At 62.1% G+C, this 20,417-nt stretch carries 14 protein-coding genes; 4 read left to right on the plus strand and 10 right to left on the minus strand.

The window, feature by feature from the left end:
* Positions 1-41: 41 nt before the first annotated feature.
* On the minus strand, positions 42-9,830 hold the full coding sequence (locus tag O3305_RS10465; RefSeq protein WP_269576341.1) for a LysM peptidoglycan-binding domain-containing protein: 9,789 nt from the start codon (positions 9,828-9,830) through the stop codon (positions 42-44).
* Between the two features lie 240 nt (positions 9,831-10,070).
* On the opposite strand from O3305_RS10465, the gene fliQ reads away from it, so the two are divergent.
* Genes fliQ through O3305_RS10485 form a run of 4 tightly spaced genes read left to right on the plus strand, consistent with a single transcriptional unit; the run spans position 10,071 to position 14,196 of the window.
* The gene (gene fliQ, locus O3305_RS10470) at positions 10,071-10,340 is read left to right on the plus strand and encodes a flagellar biosynthesis protein FliQ (protein WP_269576342.1); all 270 of its coding nucleotides are present in this window, start codon (positions 10,071-10,073) and stop codon (positions 10,338-10,340) included.
* Between the two features lie 4 nt (positions 10,341-10,344).
* The gene (locus tag O3305_RS10475; protein ID WP_269576343.1) at positions 10,345-11,100 is read left to right on the plus strand and encodes a flagellar biosynthetic protein FliR; all 756 of its coding nucleotides are present in this window, start codon (positions 10,345-10,347) and stop codon (positions 11,098-11,100) included.
* A gap of 1 nt (position 11,101) precedes the next feature.
* A complete protein-coding gene (locus tag O3305_RS10480) occupies positions 11,102-12,175 on the plus strand; it encodes an EscU/YscU/HrcU family type III secretion system export apparatus switch protein (RefSeq protein ID WP_269576344.1) in 1,074 nt (357 codons plus the stop codon).
* A complete protein-coding gene (locus O3305_RS10485; RefSeq protein WP_269576345.1) occupies positions 12,172-14,196 on the plus strand; it encodes a flagellar biosynthesis protein FlhA in 2,025 nt (674 codons plus the stop codon). The genes O3305_RS10480 and O3305_RS10485 overlap by 4 nt, the downstream gene beginning before the upstream one ends.
* 23 nt (positions 14,197-14,219) lie before the next feature.
* Here the strand turns inward: O3305_RS10485 and O3305_RS10490 are convergent, their stop codons facing one another.
* From O3305_RS10490 to O3305_RS10530, 9 genes are read right to left on the minus strand one after another with little or no spacing between them, the layout of a single operon-like run.
* Positions 14,220-15,344 (minus strand): tetratricopeptide repeat protein, encoded by a 1,125-nt coding sequence (locus O3305_RS10490; RefSeq protein ID WP_269576346.1) that lies wholly within the window; start codon positions 15,342-15,344, stop codon positions 14,220-14,222.
* Positions 15,341-15,694, minus strand: coding sequence for a hypothetical protein (locus O3305_RS10495; protein ID WP_269576347.1), 354 nt, complete (start codon positions 15,692-15,694; stop codon positions 15,341-15,343). The genes O3305_RS10490 and O3305_RS10495 overlap by 4 nt, the downstream gene beginning before the upstream one ends.
* Position 15,695: 1 nt before the next feature.
* Positions 15,696-16,262, minus strand: a complete 567-nt coding sequence (locus O3305_RS10500) for a tetratricopeptide repeat protein (protein WP_269576348.1) — start codon at positions 16,260-16,262, stop codon at positions 15,696-15,698.
* A 14-nt stretch (positions 16,263-16,276) separates the two neighbouring features.
* A complete protein-coding gene (locus O3305_RS10505; RefSeq protein WP_269576349.1) occupies positions 16,277-17,020 on the minus strand; it encodes a sigma-70 family RNA polymerase sigma factor in 744 nt (247 codons plus the stop codon).
* A complete protein-coding gene (gene fliP, locus O3305_RS10510; RefSeq protein ID WP_269576350.1) occupies positions 17,017-17,697 on the minus strand; it encodes a flagellar type III secretion system pore protein FliP in 681 nt (226 codons plus the stop codon). Before fliP ends, O3305_RS10505 begins: the two co-directional genes overlap by 4 nt.
* 32 nt (positions 17,698-17,729) lie before the next feature.
* Positions 17,730-18,143, minus strand: coding sequence for a hypothetical protein (locus tag O3305_RS10515; protein WP_269576351.1), 414 nt, complete (start codon positions 18,141-18,143; stop codon positions 17,730-17,732).
* A complete protein-coding gene (locus tag O3305_RS10520; protein WP_269576352.1) occupies positions 18,131-18,436 on the minus strand; it encodes a FliM/FliN family flagellar motor switch protein in 306 nt (101 codons plus the stop codon). The genes O3305_RS10515 and O3305_RS10520 overlap by 13 nt, the downstream gene beginning before the upstream one ends.
* Positions 18,433-19,215 (minus strand): FliM/FliN family flagellar motor switch protein, encoded by a 783-nt coding sequence (locus O3305_RS10525; protein WP_269576353.1) that lies wholly within the window; start codon positions 19,213-19,215, stop codon positions 18,433-18,435. Before O3305_RS10525 ends, O3305_RS10520 begins: the two co-directional genes overlap by 4 nt.
* A complete protein-coding gene (locus tag O3305_RS10530; protein WP_269576354.1) occupies positions 19,212-20,417 on the minus strand; it encodes a flagellar hook-basal body complex protein in 1,206 nt (401 codons plus the stop codon). The genes O3305_RS10525 and O3305_RS10530 overlap by 4 nt, the downstream gene beginning before the upstream one ends.

Raw genomic sequence — 20,417 nt, forward strand, 5'->3', positions numbered from 1 at the left:
GCGATGCCGCCTGCTCGCGGCCGCGGCATCGCCACCAACCCCTACATCGGCGGAACCCTGAGCAGCGGCTGCGCCTTCTGCAGCTTCTGCGGCGTCAGCAGCGGCACTGGCGGCTTGGGGAAGATATACTTATTCCATGCAGTTATCTTAGCATTTTCACCAGTAATAGATGCATTATAGGCAGAAATCTTCTTGTTATTTGAAGCAATAATAGCATTATTTGCAGTTATTTTTACATTTGTACTAATTATACTATTCCTAATTGCGTCATAACCATCGCTATAATATTGCGTGTAGGTCTTGGTCGGCGCAGTCGACGGATTGTTATTGGCGTAGATCGCCCCAATCTGGTCGAGCACAGCCGTGGTGGGATTTTTTCCCATCACTGCCGAATTGGCATCGAATATCGCCTTGATCGTGGTCCCCGTTGATCCACCCACGACAATCGAGTTGGGAAGTGCCGTGTTTATTTCCTGATTGATTGTCAGCTCGTTCCAGGTGGCAAAGGCCTCACCGCGCATCTTTCCTTGGATGTAGTCCGCACGTGAAGTCAGATTATCCTTCCCGGTGTATAGGGCGTGGCCGATTTCATGACCCAGAGCATCGACCACGTTTCCGGCGCTATCAAAGCGATCCTGGGAAATCACGATTCTCCGGTGGTCAACATCCGTGTAGGTGCCCTTACCAGCCGGCCCGATCTCAATCTTGTATCCTTTGGCGTTCAGCGTGGCGATCTGGGCCAACGCGCTGGGCGAATTTGCCAGGAGCTTGCCTACGTCGGGGCCAAGTATGGTCTGGAAGTCCTTGATGGCCCCGATGGTACCGGCCGGCGGCGCTCCGGCCGGCACTGGCGGAGTGGTGGTCGGCGCGGTTTGCGGCGCACCGCCTTCGATCTCCCGGCGCGTGGCCGCATCGATCAGAACTACGTCGTCCGGACCGAACATCTCCGCTGCGAGCGCGTTACCGAGCGTCCGCCCAATTGCTCCCGGGAGCGACGCGACGATATTGTCGCCGAAATCAGTGCCCGTGAGCAGGGATCTCGTGGCGGCCCCAGCCAATACGCCTGCGGCGCTGGACGCCAGGCTGTTGGCCAGGGTCGCATGGGTACGCCCCTTGATTGAGCCGTCATCGCCCTCGTAGATTTCGCCCTTCTGCCCAGGAAGGGACCGACGAACCGCACCTTCCACACCGGCGGTAATGCCGGCGACGGCGACGCCCGCCCAATCGAATTTCGGCTGCAGCCCCGTCACCACAGCGACACCTTGGGTAATTGCGTTACCCAGCGCGCCACGAACGGTATTGCTGATGAAGTTGTCGGCCTTGAGGAAGCTGCCGACCTTTCCGCCGATGCTGCTGAGGCCGCCTCCCACTCCGCCGCCAATTGCTGCCAGCGCCACGCCCTTGAAACTGAACTTGTCCTGCAGCCCTGTCGCCACCGCAATGCCTTGGGTGACGACGTTGACCGCCGCGGCGGTGAGTGCACCGCTCAGCACCGGCCCGAGCGCCGGGGCGATCGGGGGTATGATGAAACTCACCACAGCGCCGATCACGGCCAGCAGTACTTGACCAAAGACGCCGCAGCCGCTCTTCTTCTTCGCTGCTTTCTGTGGCTGCGGTGTCGTCGGGCTGGTATCGCCCAGGATCGAAGCGGGGTCGTAGGGGGTAAACGTCGTTGCGCTATTCGACGAGCGTATCACGCCCGAAGGGATAGTCAGCGCCTGCCCTTCGACCAGTCCACCCGCGCCGGAAATGCCATTGGCCTCGGCCAGTTGATACCAGAGCGAACTGTCACCCCAGAGTTGTGCAGCGATCGACTGAAGGGTGTCGCCGGTGCGTACGGTGTAGCTGCCACCAGCGCCCCCCTGATTATAGCTGGTGATGCCGGTGAAGCTCTGGTCAAAATCGGCATAGGCTGAGCCATAGGTCGAACCATTCTGGAAAGCGCCGTTGCCGGGCGTCCAGGTTCGCTGATTGATCGAGCTCTGATAGTCGGTGTTCTGGGTGCCGTTGTTGCCGGTATACCCCATCTGCTTGCCGTTGAAGCGATACCAGACCTCGTGCGGATCGCCTTGGTTGTAGACATTGTCATACTCGTCGCGCCGGATCGTCTGACCGTTCATGTCGTTGGTGAACGAGATAGAATGGGGCCGTCCGTCAGCGACATACACCGAGGTCAGCTGCCCCGACGCGCCATAGTAGAATGTCGAGGTCTGGGTGCCCTGGCCCGACTGCGTATAGCTCGTGCTCGCCTGCACCGCACCGGCATACCAGGCGAAGTTGTTCGAGGTGGTCGAATAGGACTGGTAGCTGCCGTTCTTATAGTTTGAGGTCGATATGCTCACCGCTGCGCCAAGCGCATAGTTCGAACCATAGCCGAAATCGGTGGAGCTGTAGGTCGTGATCGTGTCCGCGCCCTGGCGCTGGACGGTCACCTCATAATAGACCTGCCCCTTGTCGTTATACGTCAGCGTCCGGTCATAGGCGGCGGTGTTGCCATCGCCCAGCCAGTCGATCTGATGGTAGAGACGGCCCATGCCGTCATAGTAGTAATTGGCCTTGAGCGCCCCGGTTCCGGGCGGCGAGGTAACGGTGACCGTGCCATCACCGTTGTCGTAATAGCCGCTCTGCGCGATGCGCACCGTGGAGAGGTGGCCATCGGCATCGTAGCCATAATCCTCGCGACTGTCCGCCTCATAGGGGACGTCCTGGTAGCCGTAGTTGTAGCCGCCCCAACCGCCATACATATTGGGATCGTAATATTCCCAGTAGACCTGCCCATAGGCAGTGACCGTGCGCGTCGACTGCACACGCTCGCCCGCGGCGTTGTACGCAAGATCGACACCCTGATAGCCGCGAACGACGCCGCCGGACTGCTGCCCCTTCGAGGTCACGACCCGGTTCATCGAGTCATAGCGGTACCAATAGTCCTGGGTGGTCTGGTACGACGCGCCTCCATTCTGATCGAGCACGTAATAGGTTGCATAGGAGCGGCGGACATTGCCGTTCGCATCGTAGCTATACGTGATGCTCGCGGCAGGCGTGGTGCTGTTTCCGCTCTCGCTCCAGTTCGTCACCCGGCCGAGCGCATCGTAGCTGGCGGCACCGTTCTGATAGGTGATTACGCTGCTGGAATATTCCCAGTTCGAAACCCAATACTGGTCATAATAGCCATAGTCGTAATTATATTCGTACCAGCCATTGTCGTACCAGCCGCCATTCTCGACCGTATAGCTCTCGGTCAGCTTGTTGCCTGCGGCATCGTAGCTGTAGCTGGTTTTGTTGATCTGATAGGTTTCGCCGAAATTGTTCTGCGCGCTGGTCGGCGAGCCATAACCGCTCGTCATCGCGCTGATCAGGCCGGTGTTGAGATAGTCGTAATTGACCGTCTCACCGCCGTAGCGCTGAACCATCCGGCCGGCATAATCATAGTTATACCAGGTGCCGTGGCCACCGAGATCCGAGGTATAGAGGACATGTCCGAACATGTCCTCCTGCTGCACCGAGCTACGACCATTGGCGTACGTCGTAGTCTGATACCAGCCACCATAGCTACCGAGACCATTGGTCGACTGCCACGACCAGGCATAGCTGGTCGTGGTGGTATCGCCGCCATAAGCGACCTGACTGATGACACGGCCCTGCTGGTCATAGTCGGTCCGCTCGACATTCGCCGTGCCGTAATAGCTGTTCCAATGCCGGATGCGTTGGCCCAGCACGTCATAGGCATAATATTCGGCCTGACCGCTCGGCCGCGTTACCTGGGTGAGCCGCCCCATGCCGTCGTAGTAATTGTTGGTCTGCCGGCCAACTTCATCGACGACGCTGCGCAGGTCGCCATAGCGATCATAGCCATAGGTCACAGTGCCGCCATCGGCATGGAATTCACGCGCGACCAGCGCTTCGCCCTTGCTGTAACCTGTGCCGGCGAGGAGGCGTCGGGTCGTCAGATTGCCATTGGCATCACGCACACCGATCGCGCGGCCGGAGAGATCATAGTAGTAATATTCGGTCGGATTAGTCCAATAGCTGTAGCCATATTCGGTGGTTACAATCACCGATGGTCGCTGAACCGAAGTAACCCGGCCCATGCTATTATACGTGTAGTTCGTCTGGTTGCCGCGCACGTCGCGCTCCCAGAGTGCCTCGCCGAACGCGTTATAGCCGCGGGCCGTGCTGATATTGACGATGCCGCCCGATCCGCCCAGCTGGCGCTGCGTCAGGATCGTCGCAGTCGCCTGGTTGCGGCGGTCATAGGCGTTGATAGTGATGTTGACGCCATCGACGTAAACCTGACCGAGATAATAGGCGAAGCCATAGGTCGCGCCCGAGATCGCGCCATCAAGGGAATTGGCCCCTATCCAGCTACCCTCGCTTTCAATGGTCGCGGTCTGGTTGCCGACGCCGTCATAGATGTAGTAGCGCCAAACGCCGTCGCCCGAATTGGAGCGATAGAGCCGGCCAGCACCATCATAGGCGAACTGTTCCTGCCAGCCGCCATTGATGCCGCGCTGTGACACCTCACCATAGGCGTTGTACGCAGTCTGCTGGATATCGCCCTTGTTGAAGGCCGATCCATCCCAGACCCCGACGGCTTGCGAGGTCATCCGGCCCAGTACGTCACGCGTATACAGGACGCCCTCATAGGTCGTGCTGCCGCCCGAATGCTCGCGTGTGTAATTCTGCCGGACAACGTTGCCCGCGGCATCGTAGTAATAGGCCGTGGTCGCGCCGTTCGCGTCGATCATCCAGTCGAGCCGCTGGCCCATGCCGTAGCCGTAACGGGTGACGCGCCCCGCCTGCCCGGCATCTTCCACGCCTTGCTCGGTCCGCGTCAGATTGTTGAGTCCGTTGTAAAAATAGCGAACCGTAGGCCGGATCACGCCATAGACGTTCATCTCGCTATAGGCACCGCGGCGTTCGGCGATCAGACGCCCGCTGGCATCGTAGCTGTAATCGACATAGTCGCCGGTCGACTCGGTCTTGCGCAGGACCTGGCCAAGCTCATTGTAGCTGTAGCTGACTGTTGCGGTGCCGTAGGTGCCGTAGAGCTGCCCATATTCGTTCACCCCATAGGAATCGACGGTCGAGCGCTCCTCGGTCAGGCGGCGGCCGTTACGATCATAGGTAAAGTTGGTGACACGATCATCGCCAGAGACAGCGGGGTCGTAATAGCCATCGATCGCTTTGAGCGCCCAACGACGCTCATGGACGACATTACCCTGCGCATCATAGATCCAGCCGGTGATATAGCCTTCGGCATCGATCTGCCGGGTCTTCTGACCCAGCGCGTCGTAGCGATAACGGGTAACCCCACCATTCGCATCGGTCACCACGCGGAGATTGCCGACCGCGTCATATTCGTTGGTCGTGACCAATGGCGCGGTGGTCGTCACGAAAACCGAGCCGTTCCAGCTGCCGGTCCGCACGCCGCTTACCGTCGTAGTGCGCAGGCGGTTCACCTGGTCGTACGTGTAGCTCGCCTCGCGATATTCCCCACCCGGCGCAGCGGGCGGCGTGCCGCCTGCAGTCGATGGCTGGGAAATCACGGTGCCCCAGGTACGCGACCTGGTGAGATTGCCGACTGCATCATAGCCATAGGTGGAAAGCGTGCCGGTCGCGTTGATATCGGCGATCTTGCGATTCAGGTCATCGTAATAGAACAGCGTCCGCGCGCCATTGGCATCGACCACCTCGATCAGGTTGCCGCGCGTGTCATAGGCGTAGCGCTCGATCAGGTTGGTGTAGAGCGCACCTACATGGTTGGCTTGGTCGACATACAGGACGGTATCGCCCCGCTTCTCGATCAGCCGATCCGCCTTGTCATAGATGAAGCTAGTGTAGCGCTGTTCAGCGAGACCCGCCGCCTCACGCATCCACACGCGGTTGCCGCGCGCATCGTAGCCGAAGGTATTGGTCACGGTCGCCGAGATGGCGCTGCCCCACATATCGACCGAGGCCATCGGCAGCGTCTCGGAAACGAGCAGGCCGCGACGGTCATAGGCGTTAGTAGTGGTGCCGCCGGCTTTGTTGCGCACCGCGGTGCGCTGACCAAAGGCGTTGAGCGTATATTGCTCATAATAGCCCAGCGCGTCGATCGTCCTGGTCAGGCGACCAAGCCTGTCATATTCGAACTGAGTGACCGCATCGCGCGCGGAATCAGGCGTATAGGCTGGCCAGGTGGCGGCGGATGCCGCGTTGTATGCCTTGTTATAGAGCTGCTTCACCCAGGCGATTTCGCCGAACGCGTTATAGCCCGTTTCGATAACGTCGTTTTCCGCGTCGCGCGTGGCGATCACGCGGCCGGCATTGTCATAATAGCTGTAGCTCGTGTTTCCGAGCGCATCGGTAACGCTCACCCGCTCGCCAAAGGCGTTGTAGGCGAAATCCGTCGGCGAGCCCTGCGCGTTCGTCTGTCGCGTCAGGCGGCCGGCATGATCGTAGAAGAACGAGGTCGTGTGCGCATTGGGGTCGTTGACCGCGACCAGATTGCCCAGGCCGTCATAGTTATAGGTGGTGATCGCCTGCTCGGCGGTGCCATAGGCGGCATATGCTGCGGTCTTATGGCCTGCCTGGTCGTAGACGTAGAGCGTTCGGCTATCGTCCTGCGAACCTTCCGAGCTGATCTCCCAGGCGAGAAGGCCGGTGGCATAATAGTAATAGCGCGTTGAACGCCCGGCCCCATCCACGACCAGCGTGACCTGACCGCGCGAGTCATAATAGGTGCTCGTATGAGTATAGTCGCCACTCTGTGCGTTGCTTGCGGTATCGATCGTCCAGCTGTCATTGGGCGATACCGGCGTTGCCCAGCGCATTAGGGTTACGACGCGGCCCTCGGCATCGTAATCGGTACGGGTGATATATCCTTCCGCATCGATCGTGAAACGCAGGTCGCCATTGGCGGCATAGTAGTAGCGGGTGATACGGTCACTGGAGCTGGGGCTGCCGGCAGCCCAATTATCCCAGTCCGCCTTGCTGTACAGGCCAATGCCCGCCCAGGTGTTCGCATGCTCGGTCTTGCGCGTAACCTTGCCGAGGGCGTTGTAGGTGAAGCCGATCACGCCGCCGGCAGCGTCGATGGTATAGGCTACCCGGCCGGCATCATCGTAGATCGCATAGTTTAGGCGGTTCGCCGCATCGTTGGCGAGGCCAGCCACCGCGCTCTTGACCGAAGCGAACGTGTAGCTGCCCAGCACCGGGATGGTAGCGGCATATTGGATTGTCTCGCGCACCGGGCCGAAAGCGCTGTAGAGCCAGCTCGAATATTCATAGATATATTCAGTAACGTGGTTCAGCGGGTCGATGGTGAAGCGCAGATTGCCCTGCTGATCATAGACATAGCGTACCGAGCGATCGCTGGTGCTGGTACCGACGCTATTGATCAGTGCCTGGAAACTGCTCGAGGCGCGGTAGACCGCGCCAGTGACGTTGGCATAGGCGATCTCCTGCACCTTCTGCCCGGCACCGTCATAGATGGTGCGGGTCAGGAAGCCTTCGCCGTCCAGCGCGCCGATCACCCGTCCTGCCTTGTCGTAAAAGATGCGCGCCACACTGTCGCCAGTACTGGCAGCTGGCAGCCACGCGCTCGGTCCGTTCGCCTTGAACGCGTCGAGCTGACCGGTGGTGAGCTTGTTCACATAAGCGGTGGTCTTCACCAGACGCCCGGAGGCATCATATTCGTACGCGGTAACCGAACCATCGCCCTCGATCGCTTCGATTACCCGGCCTTCCTTGTCATAGACCGAGAAGGTCCAGACATCGTAGGGATCGCTGCCAGGCCGGATCGCCGCCATCTCAACGGTCGTGTTCGGATCGTTGAGCATCGAGAAATTGCCGCTGCCGAGCGCATAGTGCACCGTGGCGACGAGCTGGTTATTATCGTTGTACCGATACTCGGATACCTCGCCGGTCTGCGAGATGTCGGCGACCTTCCGGCCGACCTTGTCGTAGAGATAATAGAATACCCGCCCCGTGGCGTCGGTCATCTTCCGGACGCGGCCGTCCTTGTCGTAAAGATAGGTCGAAGTACCGCCCTGCACGGCGTTGCCGCTCTCGGTGAAGCTGACCAGATCGCCAGCCTTGTTGTAGACCGAGGTCTGGACAGCGCCACCGGCAAGGGTGACAGTCGTGGTGGTCGCCGCATCGTTGAAGACGAAGCTCGTCGTCCCGCCGTTCACGTCGGTGCTCGAAGTAAGACGACCGAGCCCGTCATATACATAGGTGGTGGCGTTCTGTCCCGCGGCCACCGAATAGAGCAGCCGGCCGGCGGTATCATGGGTGAAGTATTCGTGGGTGTAGCCGCCAGCAACCGAGCCCGAGCCGGATGCGTTGGCTGCGCCATAGGAGATGCGCTGCGACATGTTGCCGCGCGCATCATAGACGAACTGGACGATCTCGATCTCATTGGGATTGGCGACGCTGCCAACCCAGTTGCTCATGTCCGTCGGCGTCGGCGCGAAGGTCGCCGACAGCCCGCTCACATCATATTTGGTGCGATAGGTCTGGGTATAATTGACCTGCCCGAAACCGTCATAATCATATTCGACGACATTGCCCTCGGCGCTGATCGTGTAGCGCAGCCGACCGGCGCCATCATAGACAAAGCGCGTGGTATGGTAGTCGGACGAGGAATCCTTGTCCGAGCCCGCGCGTGTCTCGGTGACGACCTGATTGAAGCCATTATAGGTGCGCGTGACCAGGTTGCTCAGCCGATCGCTCTGGCTGGTGACATTCCCCCACCCATCATAGCCATAGGTCACGGTTTGACCCATGGCGTCGGTGACGGTGCTCAGATTACCATTGCCGTCATAGCCGAACTGCACGACCTGCTGCGCCGCCCCGGCCGAAGCCGGCGGCGCGACAACCTTGGTCAGCTGGCCGGCGCCGTCATAATATAGAGTCGTCGCCTGGTTGGTAGGATCCGTGACGACGGAATAGCCCGAACCATAGGCGATGCTGGTGGTGCGCGTGTCGCCCGCCGCCGCGGTCTGAACCATGCTGGTGACCCGATTGGCCCCGTCATAGCCGATCTCGAGGATCGAACCGTCGCTCTGCTCGATGCGCGACACCAAAGTGCTCGACCCGACATAGCTGTACCAGGTCGAATAGAAGGTACCGCCGCCGGCGGCGAGCTGGACCGCGACCTGCGAGAGCCTGCCATAGCCGTCATAATTGTAGACGGTGGAGGTGCCGTCGCCCGAGATCACCTCGCTGATATGGTTGCCGCTCCAGACATAGGTGAGCGACTCACCGTTGGAGCTGCTGATCGAGGTCAGCTTGTCGGCGCTATAGCCATAGGTGATGCTGTTGCCATCCGTATCGGAGATGGTCTTGAGGCGATACCATGACGTTACGCCGTCGCTCTGATAGGTCTCGCTGATCGTTGCGTTGCTGCCATCGGTGCGGGTAAAGCCCGAGCCGTTCCAGACGATCTTGTCATATGCCCCGCCTCCGTCGGTCGTGACATAGGCCGAGCCGTTCCAGGCATAGGCGACGTCGCTGCCGTCGCCGCTGCGATAGGTGATCGTGCTGCCGGCGCCGTTCAGCGCTCCGTTGAGCTGGAGGACGCGCTGCGTGCTCTGGCGCCAGTTATCGCCATTGTCGTCGCTCTGGTTACCGAGGCTGTTATAGGTCCGGCTCACATCGATGTCGGGGCCGCGACCCGCCAGGAACTCGTCCTGTCGGCTGATCAGCAGATTGCCATTTGCCGCATTGAGGAACAGCTGCTCGCCGCTGCGTCCGAAGCTGGCCGAACCCAGCAGCCCCGACGAGCCCAGCGTGCTACCCGAACCGCGCTGGAAACCCGCACCCGCGCCGGCGAAGATCGCAACCATATCATCCCCCAAATACGGTATGGACGGCAAGGCTGGCCGTCCGGTCGTTTGGAGATCAGCGGAAAATCGCGATCGTTTAGCGCGATGGCACCACTTCGGTTGCGATCACCGGAAATTAGCGCCGAAGCCGTTGAAATATGGGCTTTCGCATTGCCTGTGCCCTTTGGTCCATTATGGTTAATCGCGGCAGCGGGGGGATTCGCCAGAATCGGCGCGGCCAGATCAATCCGGGGGGGATCCGTGGAAGCCGACCGCGCGCTTAACTTGCTCGACGACATGCTATGGAACTGCCTGATCATCGCCGGGCCGGTGTTGCTCGCAACGCTGGTGGTGGGCGTATTGATCAGTGTCCTGCAGGTGGCCACACAGATGCAGGAAATGACCCTGAGTTACGTGCCCAAGTTGCTCGTCGCTGCGTTGCTGCTGATCACCCTTGGTCCATGGATGATCGCGCGGATCACCGACTTCGCACGGGGGCTCTACCTGGTAATCCCGACGCTCGCCGGTTGAGATCATGGAAGACCTCACCGACCAGGCGGTGGCGGTGCTGCTGCTGAGCCTGCGCATCGCCCCCATGCTCGGCTTCGCGCAGCCCTTCACGCTGCTTCGCATCCCCGCGATGGTGCGGATGATGCTTGGGATAAGCCTGGCCGCCTGGCTGGTGCACGGCAATCCCGAAGCAACCTGGCGCGCGCCTTTCTGGGACGCCGGCCTTCCCATGGTCGCCGCCGGCGAGCTTTTCCTCGGTGTTTCCCTCGCGCTTGCCCTCCAGCTGGCCTTCGCCGCCTTGCTTACTGCCGGACGCACCATCGACATCCAGGCGGGGTTCGGCCTAGCCGTCCTGGTTGATCCCACCACGCGAAGCCAGATGCCGCTGGCCGGCACGCTCTTCGCTTATGCGGGTGCCGCGGTGTTCTTCGGGATTGGAGGGCCGCAGGACCTTTTGGCGGTCTGGGCCGCGTCGGTCGAGAAGGTACCGCTCGGCGCAGCGAGCCTCGGCGGAGATCCCGCACCGATGCTCGAATATATGGGCGCGGTGTTCCTGATGGCGATCGGGCTCGCGGGTATTGTCCTCCTGATATTGTTCCTTCTCGACCTGATCGTTGCCTTTCTCTCGCGCACCCTCCCGCAGATGAACGTGCTGCTGCTTGGTTTCCAGGTGAAAGCAATCGCGACCATGGCCGCCCTGCCTTTCGCGCTGTCCTTCTCGGGTGCGCTGTTCGCGCAACTGATGCGCGGCGCCCTCGAAGTCATGCCGCGGCTGATCTGACATGGCCGAGCAGGAACAGAATCGCAGCGAGGCCCCCACCCCTTTCAAGCTGAAAAAAGCGCGCGAGAAGGGCATGGTCGCGCGCAGTGCCGAACTGGGCTTTCTCGGAGGGCTGATAGCGCTGGCCGGGTTCGGTGCGGTCGCGGGGCCGGCGATGCTGGAGAAGTTCGCCGAGTTGATGCGCCGCAGCTTTTCCGCCGGAATCGACCGGGCCGGCGATCCCGAACAGGCCGGGGCGATGATCGGCGACCTTGCCCGTGCGGCGCTTGCGCCCCTCGCCCTGCTCGGCGCCACAATCGTGACGGTAGTTATCTTCCTCGAAATCCTGCAGCTTCGTGGACTGATCTTCACCGCTCAGCCACTCAAGCCCGATTTCAACCGTCTCAACCCAGCCCAGGGCTTCAAGCGCCTGTTCTCCATGCGGATGCTGAAGGAGACGCTGAAAACCGTGCTCAAATCCGCAATTTATGCCGTGGCTGCCTGGTTCGTCGTGAAGGATGCGATTGCTCGATTTTCCATCGCCGCAAGCAATGGCGATCGCCTGGCAAGCGCGCTTGCAGGCGCAGGGCTGCGACTTCTCTTCGTGTTCATCGCCATCGCGATCGGCTTCGTCATTCTCGACCAGATCCTGGTCCGCGGCGAGTTCCTCAAACAGATGCGGATGAGCCGGCGCGAAGTGACGCGAGAGACCAAGGATCGCGAGGGCGATCCCCGGATCAAGCAGAAACGCAAGCAACTCCATGCCGAGTTCGTGAAGCAGAGCAAGGGCCTGGGCGCGTTGCCGGGATCGGACCTGGTCGTCGTTAACCCGGAGCATTTCGCCGTGGCCTTGCGCTATGATCCGGAGACGATGCTCGCGCCCGAGGTCTCCACCAAGGGGCGCAACCGTTTCGCCCTGGCGCTCAAGCAGGAAGCGTTCCGCCTGGGCATCCCGATCCTCGAGCGTCCTCCCCTCGCACGCGCACTGTTCCGCGCCTGCAAGCCGGGCAATCCCGTTCCCTCCACCACCTATGAGGAAGTGGCCGAGCTCTACATCGCGCTCCGCCGCCGCCCCTCCAGTCCGGAAGCCGCATGATGTTCCCAAAGCTGTTCCGCAACCAGAAGGACCTGGTGCTTATTGGCGCGACGATCGCGATCCTCGTGATCCTGTTCGTGCCGATCCCGCCCGCCTTTCTGGATCTGGCGATCATCGCCAATTTCGGCTTGGGTCTGACGATCCTGCTGCTGACTTTCTATGTCGGAAAGCCGGTGGAATTCTCCACCTTCCCCTCGCTGCTGCTGGTGGCGACGCTTTACCGCCTCTCGCTCAATGTCGCGGCGACCCGCCTCATCCTCACCGGTGGCAATGCCGGTGACGTGATCGGCTCGATTGGTGCCTTTGCAGTGCAGGGCAATTTCGTCATTGGCCTGGTCGTCTTCTCGATCCTGATCGTCGTACAATATGTCGTGGTGACCTCGGGTGCGCAGCGCGTCTCGGAAGTCGCCGCGCGCTTCACGCTGGATTCCATGCCCGGCCAGCAGATGAGCATCGATGCCGATCTCAACATGGGCCTGATCGACCAGAAGGAAGCCGGGCGGCGGCGCGAGGAGCTGGAAAAGGAAGCGAGCTTCTATGGTGCGATGGATGGCGCCTCGAAGTTCGTGAAGGGAGACGCGATCGCGGGCATCATCATCCTGCTGATCAACATCATCGCCGGCTGGATCGTAGGCGTGAGCCAGATGGGCATGGAATGGTCCGAGGCGCTGTCCCATTTCACGCTGCTGACGATCGGTGACGGTATCGCTACCCAGCTTCCCGCGCTGATCATCTCGATCGCCACCGGCATCATCGTCACGCGCTCGGCGGCCGACAAACAGCTTTCCACCGAGATCTTCCGACAGCTCGCCTCGGAACCCCGCATTCCGTTGATCGTCGCGGCGGTATTGCTGGCGCTGATGCTGATGCCGGGCATGCCGAAATGGCCGATCCTGCTCATCGGTGCCATCGCCGGCTTCGCCTGGTTCCGACTCCGCCGCCGCGGCTCCGCAGGAACCATGGCCGAGGAACTGGCGGAGGAAACCGTCACCGGGGTTGTCCCTGTTCCAGCCGTGGAGATCCGGCTGGGCTCGGAGCTCGGCCGCAGCTGGGAAAAGGAAGGGGCACTGATCGTCGAGCGGCTCGCGGGATTGCGCCGAGCACAGGAACAGGAACTGGGTATCGGGTTCCCGGCAGTGAAGCTGGTCGATGGCCAGGGCCTGGGCGCGCTCGAGTATGAAATCCGCCTGTTCGGCGCGCGCTACGGTGCCACGCGCGTGCGCCCTGACCATGTGCTGGCGATCGCCAGCCAGGGGGTGAAGGCGAAGTTGGATGGCGAGGAAACGATCGATCCGGCGTTCGGCATGCCTGCCGTATGGATCGCGCCGGAGCAGTCTGGGGCAGCGCGAGATGGCGGTCACACGGTTGTCGATCCCGTCACGCTGATGATCACGCATTTTGGCGAGATTGTACGCAGCGAGACTTCGACCCTGCTTACCCGCGCGACCGTCGCTGGATTGCTGAGCGAGGTTCGCGAACGCCAGCCCGGGCTGGTAGAGGACCTGATCCCCAACGTCCTGACGCTTTCGGATGTGCAGCGCGTACTGCAGAACCTGCTAAGCGAAGGTGTATCGATCGCCAATCTCGACCTGATCATCGAGCATCTTGTCGATCTCGCCCGTATCCAGAAGGATCCGATCGAGCTGACCGAACTGATCCGCCAGCGAATGAGCTATGCGATCTGCCACCAGCTTCGTGGCACGCATGGAGACCTCGCGGTGCTCAGCCTGGATCCGCGCGTCGAAAACCAGATCGTGGCCAGCATCGGCGCCACGGGCGGCCAGGGATCCCTGGTGGTCGAACCCCGTCTTGCGGAACAGATCATCCGAAGGCTCGCGCCGCTCAGCGACGAGATGTTCCGGCAGGGCCGCGCGCCGGTGCTGCTATGCGGCGGCGAGATTCGCCGTCACCTGAAGAATCTCACCCGCCGAAGCATTCCCAAGCTCTCGATCCTGTCCGTGAGCGAGATCCCGACGCGGGTCAGCCTCAAATCCTTCGACGTGGTGCGGCTGGAGAGCTGACGTCCTTCAGCCGAAAGCCTGGCTCAGCGCGCGCCGAGCCGGGCCAGCGCCTGTGCCAGCGTCTTGCCATTCTCGCCAATCGGGGTGCGCAGCGCGGTTTCGAAAATCCGGGCGGCACGATCGGGCTTCCCCTCGCCTGCAGCCAGCAACATCGCGGCCAGCGCTCCCGAGAAGCTGTCGCGATCGAGACGCAGTGCCACCTCGGTCCGCCGCTTCGCTTCCTCGACCTGACCGTCGAGCAACTCGATCACGGCAAGCGAGCCCTGCGCCTCGCCAAATGTGTCGTCGAGCGCCAGCGCCTTCTCAAAGCGGGCACGCGCAGTCGCCCGATCTCCCGCCAGCGCATGCGCCCAGCCTGCCGCGATCCACGAGCCGAGATGGGTCCCGAACATGTCCGCCCCCTTGTCCAGATCGGCGGCGGCGGCAGCCTTGTCATCTCCCAGAAGACGCGTGAGGCCACGCCCGACCCAGGCGCGCGGCGCCTCTGGCGCGCGTGCGAGCGCTGCCTCGAACAGTTGCGCGGCGGTATCGGGATCGTCCTCGCCGAGCGCCAGCGTCCCCAGAGTGGTAAGCGCATCGGGATGATCACCCGCCTTCTCGGCGGTGCGCAGCGCCAAGGCGCTATCCTCCATGTCGATCGCCAGGGTGGATATGATGGCATTCAGTCCGCGGTGGTCGGGATGAATTTCGATCAGGGCGCGAGCGCGCTCAAGCGCGCGGTCGAACATGCCAAGCTGATGCAGCAATTGCACTTCCAGCTGCGCGGCCTGAGGCAATGCGAGGCTGGCTGGTTCATCGAGCGCGGCGAGCGCTTCCTCGAAGCGCTTCGCCATGGCAAGCGACCAGGCGAGGTTGAAGCGCACCGGTGGTGCGTCGTTTCCCGACGCAAGCAGGGTCTGGTAGATCTCGGCCGCGCGCGGCCAGTCCATTCGGCGCATCGCAATCAGCCCGGCGAGATGCTGGCCCTGGGGTGCGAGCGGCGCAAGCAGTGACTGGCGATCCAGCAGCGCCTGTGCCGCCTCGAAGCGCTCCTCGGCAAAGGCAGCCTCGGCGGTATCGGCGAGGAGCGCCAGATTGTCCGGATCCTGTCCGAGCAAATCCGCGAGGCGAAGATAGCGACTTGTTGCCGCGGCGGTCTGCTCGGTCATGCTCGGTATTCCTTCAACTGGGCGATCGCCCGTTCCATCAAGTCGCGCCCTTCCGCCGTCTCTCCGATGATCCGGCTGACCTGGTCGACAATCGCGATCATCGCGGGATCATTGCCAACCGCCTCGCCGAACTGTTCGGCGAGCAACCCGCGCACTACGGCACGGCGCAGATCCTCTTCCTCCAGCGTGTCGAGTGCGGCCAGGGCGCGAACACGGTCCAGCGGGCGAGCGGAAGAAGTCTCGATTTGCGCGGTCCGCGCCTTGGCGGAAGCGCCGCGCGCCTTGCCGGAGCGCTGCAACTGCTCCCGCAACAGCAGCAGCACCTGATCGACATTGCCGACCCGCGTCATATCAGTGCGTGGTCCCGCGCCCGAACTGGTCGAGCAGGAACGACGTCGCCGAAGCCTCCTCCTCGCCGGACGGGGTTTCCGAGGGCGCGTCCCCCGCCCCCTGGCGGCGGCACTCGTCGATGATCAGCTGCATGTCGCGGTTGAGCGGCAGATTCTCCTCGTTCACCGATATGCCTTCGCCGAGTTCGCGGATCGCTTCGCCAAAATGGTCCTGGATCAAGTGTCGCAGCCCGCGGACGAAATGCGCGAGATAATGCTCGTGCGGCAACGTATCGAGCGGCTCCCAGGTGGCCAGCGCGCGCGCCGCTTCGCCCGAAGTCAATTCGAAGAACCCGAGCTGGAAACGCGCGAGCGCAAAGTCCGGGGCAAGCGCCACCGCGCGACTTAGTGCCGCGTGCGCCTCGATCGGACGTCCCGATCCCGCGAGCATCGAACCGCGCAGAAAATGCAGACGCGCATCCTCGGGATAGGCCTCGATCAGCCTCTCGGCGAGACCGAGCTCGTCGGCTGCCCCCATCTGCATCGCCTGGAGCAGCTGCGTCATCTCCTCGTCACTGCAAAGCGTCATCTCGAACCTTTCCCTCATCGATATCCCATTCTTGTGCGCAGCTTGCCGATGGCGCTCGCATGCAGTTGCGATACGCGCCCCCTGGACAGGCCGAGCAACTGCGCGATCTGGGCAAAGCTTACGCCGTTCTCATAATGCTGGCGAACGATCACCCCCTCGCGCTCGGGCAGCCGATCGATTTCCTGGACGAGTTGGGTCTGGAGCTGGCGCCAGGCCAGGCTCTCATAGGCCCCGGGCCGCCTGTCGGCTCCGTCCTCCGGCTCGATCAGTCCCGTACCTTCCAGAATCAGGCCGACCGCCAGACCCGCGGCGAGCTCCGCAAGGGCGGCAAGCGCATCAATATTGTCGCCTCCGGTGGCGATCGAACGCAAGCGTTCCGCCTCAACCCGGCGGCGATAGCTATATTGCGCATCGATCTCGCTCATCCGGGAGGTGCCATCGGCTATGCTGCCAATGATCCTGCGCCGGGCAAAGGCGCCGAACGGGATGCCACGCAAGGGATCGAAGCGGTCGATCGCAACGAGTAGTCCCTCATAGGCAAACTGCTCCATATCCCTGAGCTCGATGCCATTGCGCGGGCGGACCCGCAGCTGGCGCAGCGCGATGGATCGCGCCAGTCCGCGGTAGCGCGTGAAGATCTGCTCCCGGCACCGGGTCTCCCGCTCATAGCGGAAGCGTCGCCATAGCGAAGCCTCGACCCGGGGCGGCACCAGCAGCAACCCAAGACCGGAGGTGACGGTGCCCCGTCGCGCCTTCATCTGAAACTTCCCAATACACCCTGCAGGATAAGCCCCCAGCCATCGATCAGCACGAACATCAGAATCTTGATCGGCAGCGAGATGGTCGCGGGCGGCACCATCATCATACCCAACGCAAGCAGGATCGATGCAACGACGAGGTCGATCAGAAGGAAAGGCAGCAGGATGACGAAGCCGATCGTGAACGAAACGCGCAGCTCGTTGAGAATGAAGGCCGGGGTCAGCTTCAGCAGATCCACCTGCTCCGGACGGTCGGGGACCGGCTCCTTGGCGATCGCATAGATCGCCTCGATGTCGCTGTCGCGGGTCTGCGCCAGCATGAAGCTGCGCAGTGGCGCACTGCCCTTGTCGATCGCCTGTTCCACCGAGACCGTGCCCGCCATCAGCGGCTTGAGCGCCTGGCTGTTCACCGCGTTGAGCGTCGGTCCCATGGTGAAGGCCGTGAGGAACAGCGCAAGACTGATCAGCACGGGATTGGGCGGGGTTTCGGGCATGCCGAAAGCATGCCGGACCATCGCCAGCACCACGACGATGCGCACAAAGCTCGTCATGCTGATGAAGATCGCCGGCGCCACCGCAAGCAGCGTGAGCAGCAACATCGTGCGCACCAGATCGGTGCTGATCCCCGGCGTGCTGGCAGCAAATGCCGTGGCCGGCATCAACAGGCCCGTGGCCACCAGGCCAACGCGTATGGCGGTCCGCCTCCGCATCAGCCCTCTTCCTCCGCATTCGGCGCGGCAGCTACCGGGCATTCGGCCTCGCGCAGCACAAGCTGGTGCTGCTGCGAGCTCAGGACGAGATATTCGCGCCCGTCGCACCGCACCAGACAGATATCGGCATATTGGCTGGCGCGGCGCGTCTCCACCACTTCGATTCGACGCTGCGCCGGCAGCGTGGCTATCAGCCCTCCGAGCCGCTTGAGATCGATCCGCCCTCCGTTTCGCTTGAGCGCGAAGGCGGCCAGTGCGGCAAGCATCAGGCACAGCAGCAACGACATCACGATACGCGTGAGCGACAGGTTCAGCGATCCGCCGCCGCCCAGCCGGCCCGGCTGAGCGAACGCCAGCGGCGCCGAAAGCAGATAGGTCAGGCAACATGCGAATGCCGTGCTCAGTCGGGCCATTGGGTGATCTCGGTCAGGCGGACGCCGAACTTGTCGCCAACGGCAACGAGCTCGCCGCGCGCGACCGCCATGCCGTTCAGCCGCAGTTCCACCGGCATGTTGAGTTGCGCATCGAGTTGCACAACCGATCCCGTCGCGAGCCCCGTCAGGTCCGCGACGGTCATCGGGGCCGAGCCGAGGAACGCCTCGAGCTCGACAGCGACATTGTCGATCAGCTTGCTGCTCACACGGGTAGAGTCAGCCTTGGTTTCAGTTGGCAGGGTTTCGGTCTTCTCGGTCACAGGGATACTCACCGGGTTGGAGCTTGGATGATCTTGAGTGCAAGGCCCGCTTCGGCCTCGACCACCGCGCAGCGCCCGCGCGCGAGCAGCGCACCATCAACGGCGAGCGGGAGCGAATCCGCTGTCCCGCTGTCGAGCACGAGTACGTCCTCGACGGCGAGACCGGACAGTTCCGCCAGGTTGAGACTGCAACGCCCAAGCAACGCTGAGAGCGATACCGCAATGCCCGCGAGCGCATCCGCTCCGTCGGCGAGCGGCCCGGTCGGCGCCGATGCCGGCAACATGGTCCGCAGGAAGCGCGCGAAACGCGATTCCGTCAGTTCAACCTGAATGGTTAGCGCTCGCGCGGCCAGTGAGATTTCCAGCCGCTGGGCGGGCCCTGCTCCCTGCCCCGCTTCCGACTGGCGCCAATCGGGCTTGCTCAGGGCGAAGAGCTGTCCCAGCCGGTGCTTGAGATCGTCGAGACAATCCTTGCCCAGCGAGCCGAGCAGCTCGATATCCTCGGCGCTTCGATTGCCGGGCGCCATGGACACATCGATCACCAGGGCACCAAGCGCCGCCGCGCCCGTCGCTGGCAGGCCAATGGCGACCCCTTCCCCGGAATCGTGCCAGATCGTCTTGCGGAGCTCGGAGCGCGGCGCCGTGACACGGGAAAATTGCCCGACCGCATAGGCAGGAGCGCCGGCGAACCAATCGCCCGACCAGTTTCCGATCTGGTCGGCGAGCATGCGCTGCACCGCAGCCGGGAGAATGGCATTCTCCGGCAGCCAGGGCGTCCAGGCAAGGGTCATCCCTGACCTCGGATGCCGAACAGCTGCTGGATCATGTCATTGGAAACACTGACGATCTGTGAGGAAGCCTGGAACCCGCGCTGGATCAGGATCAGGTCACCGAACTGCTTGGAGAGATCGACGTTGGAGGCCTCGAGCTGCTTGGCCTTCACCTGGCCTACGCGAGGATCGCCACTGCTCAGGAACATGCGCTCGCCGCTTCCCGAATAGGTGAACAGACCGCCATTCTGCTCCTTCAGGGCCTGCGGATCGCGGAAATCCGCGAGCGCGACCGCCCCGAGATCGAGCTTCTGCTCATTGGAATAGGCGAGTTCCAGATGCCCGCTGGAATTTACCGTGACCGTAGTCAGCGTACCGACACCGTGCCCGTCGATGGACGCGGATCGCAAGGTCGAGGCGGTACCCGCCGAATATGACTGAACCGACGAGAAATCGAGCTTTACGGTAAAGCCGTTCGTCGTGTCTTCCACATCGATCTGCGACGTCGTCGGATCGACGATGCTGCCGATGAACTTGAGCGTCTTGGTCGCAATCGTGGCGCCCTTGTCGTCGGTAATCGTCATCGTCCAGCTGGATATATTGGTCCCGCTGGTCGCATCCGTGCTCGAGCCGGCGACCTTCTCGAACTTGGCGGTCCATTTGTGCGCGCCGCCCGCATTGTCATAGACCGTCATGTCATTGACGGTGACGGCTGCCGTCGCGGAGGACGAGAGGTTATCGCTGAACTTGATCGTGGTGGTACCGAGCGGCGCATTGGTACGTGACTGGTCGATCGACAGGCTGACCGGGCGGCCCGAGGCATCGAGCGTCGCCAGCCGGTAATTGGTGCCCGAGAGGACGATGAACCCCTGCTTGTCGACTTCGAAGCTGCCCGTGCGCGCATAGAGCATCTTGTCGCCGTCCATCAGCACCAGGAAGCCGCCGCCGTCGATCGCCAGATCGAGATCATTGCCGGTCTGGCGCAGCTGGCCTTCGGTGAAATCGAGCCGGTTGTCACCGATGCCGACGCCGTTTCCACCGCCTCGTGAATCGGTGGAATGGGAAAGGCCGCCCTGGCTGCCGCTTCCATAATAATTCTGGAACGTCACCGTCGAACCGCGGAAACCCGACGTGTTGAGGTTGGTGACATTGTTGCTGACCTGTTCGAGCCCGCGCGAATAAGCGTTCAGGCCGCTGAGGCCGATATAGATCGCTCCGAACAT

Source organism: Sphingomonas sp. NIBR02145, from assembly GCF_027359115.1.
In the GTDB taxonomy this organism is placed as follows: Bacteria; Pseudomonadota; Alphaproteobacteria; order Sphingomonadales; family Sphingomonadaceae; genus Sphingomonas; species Sphingomonas kyeonggiensis_A.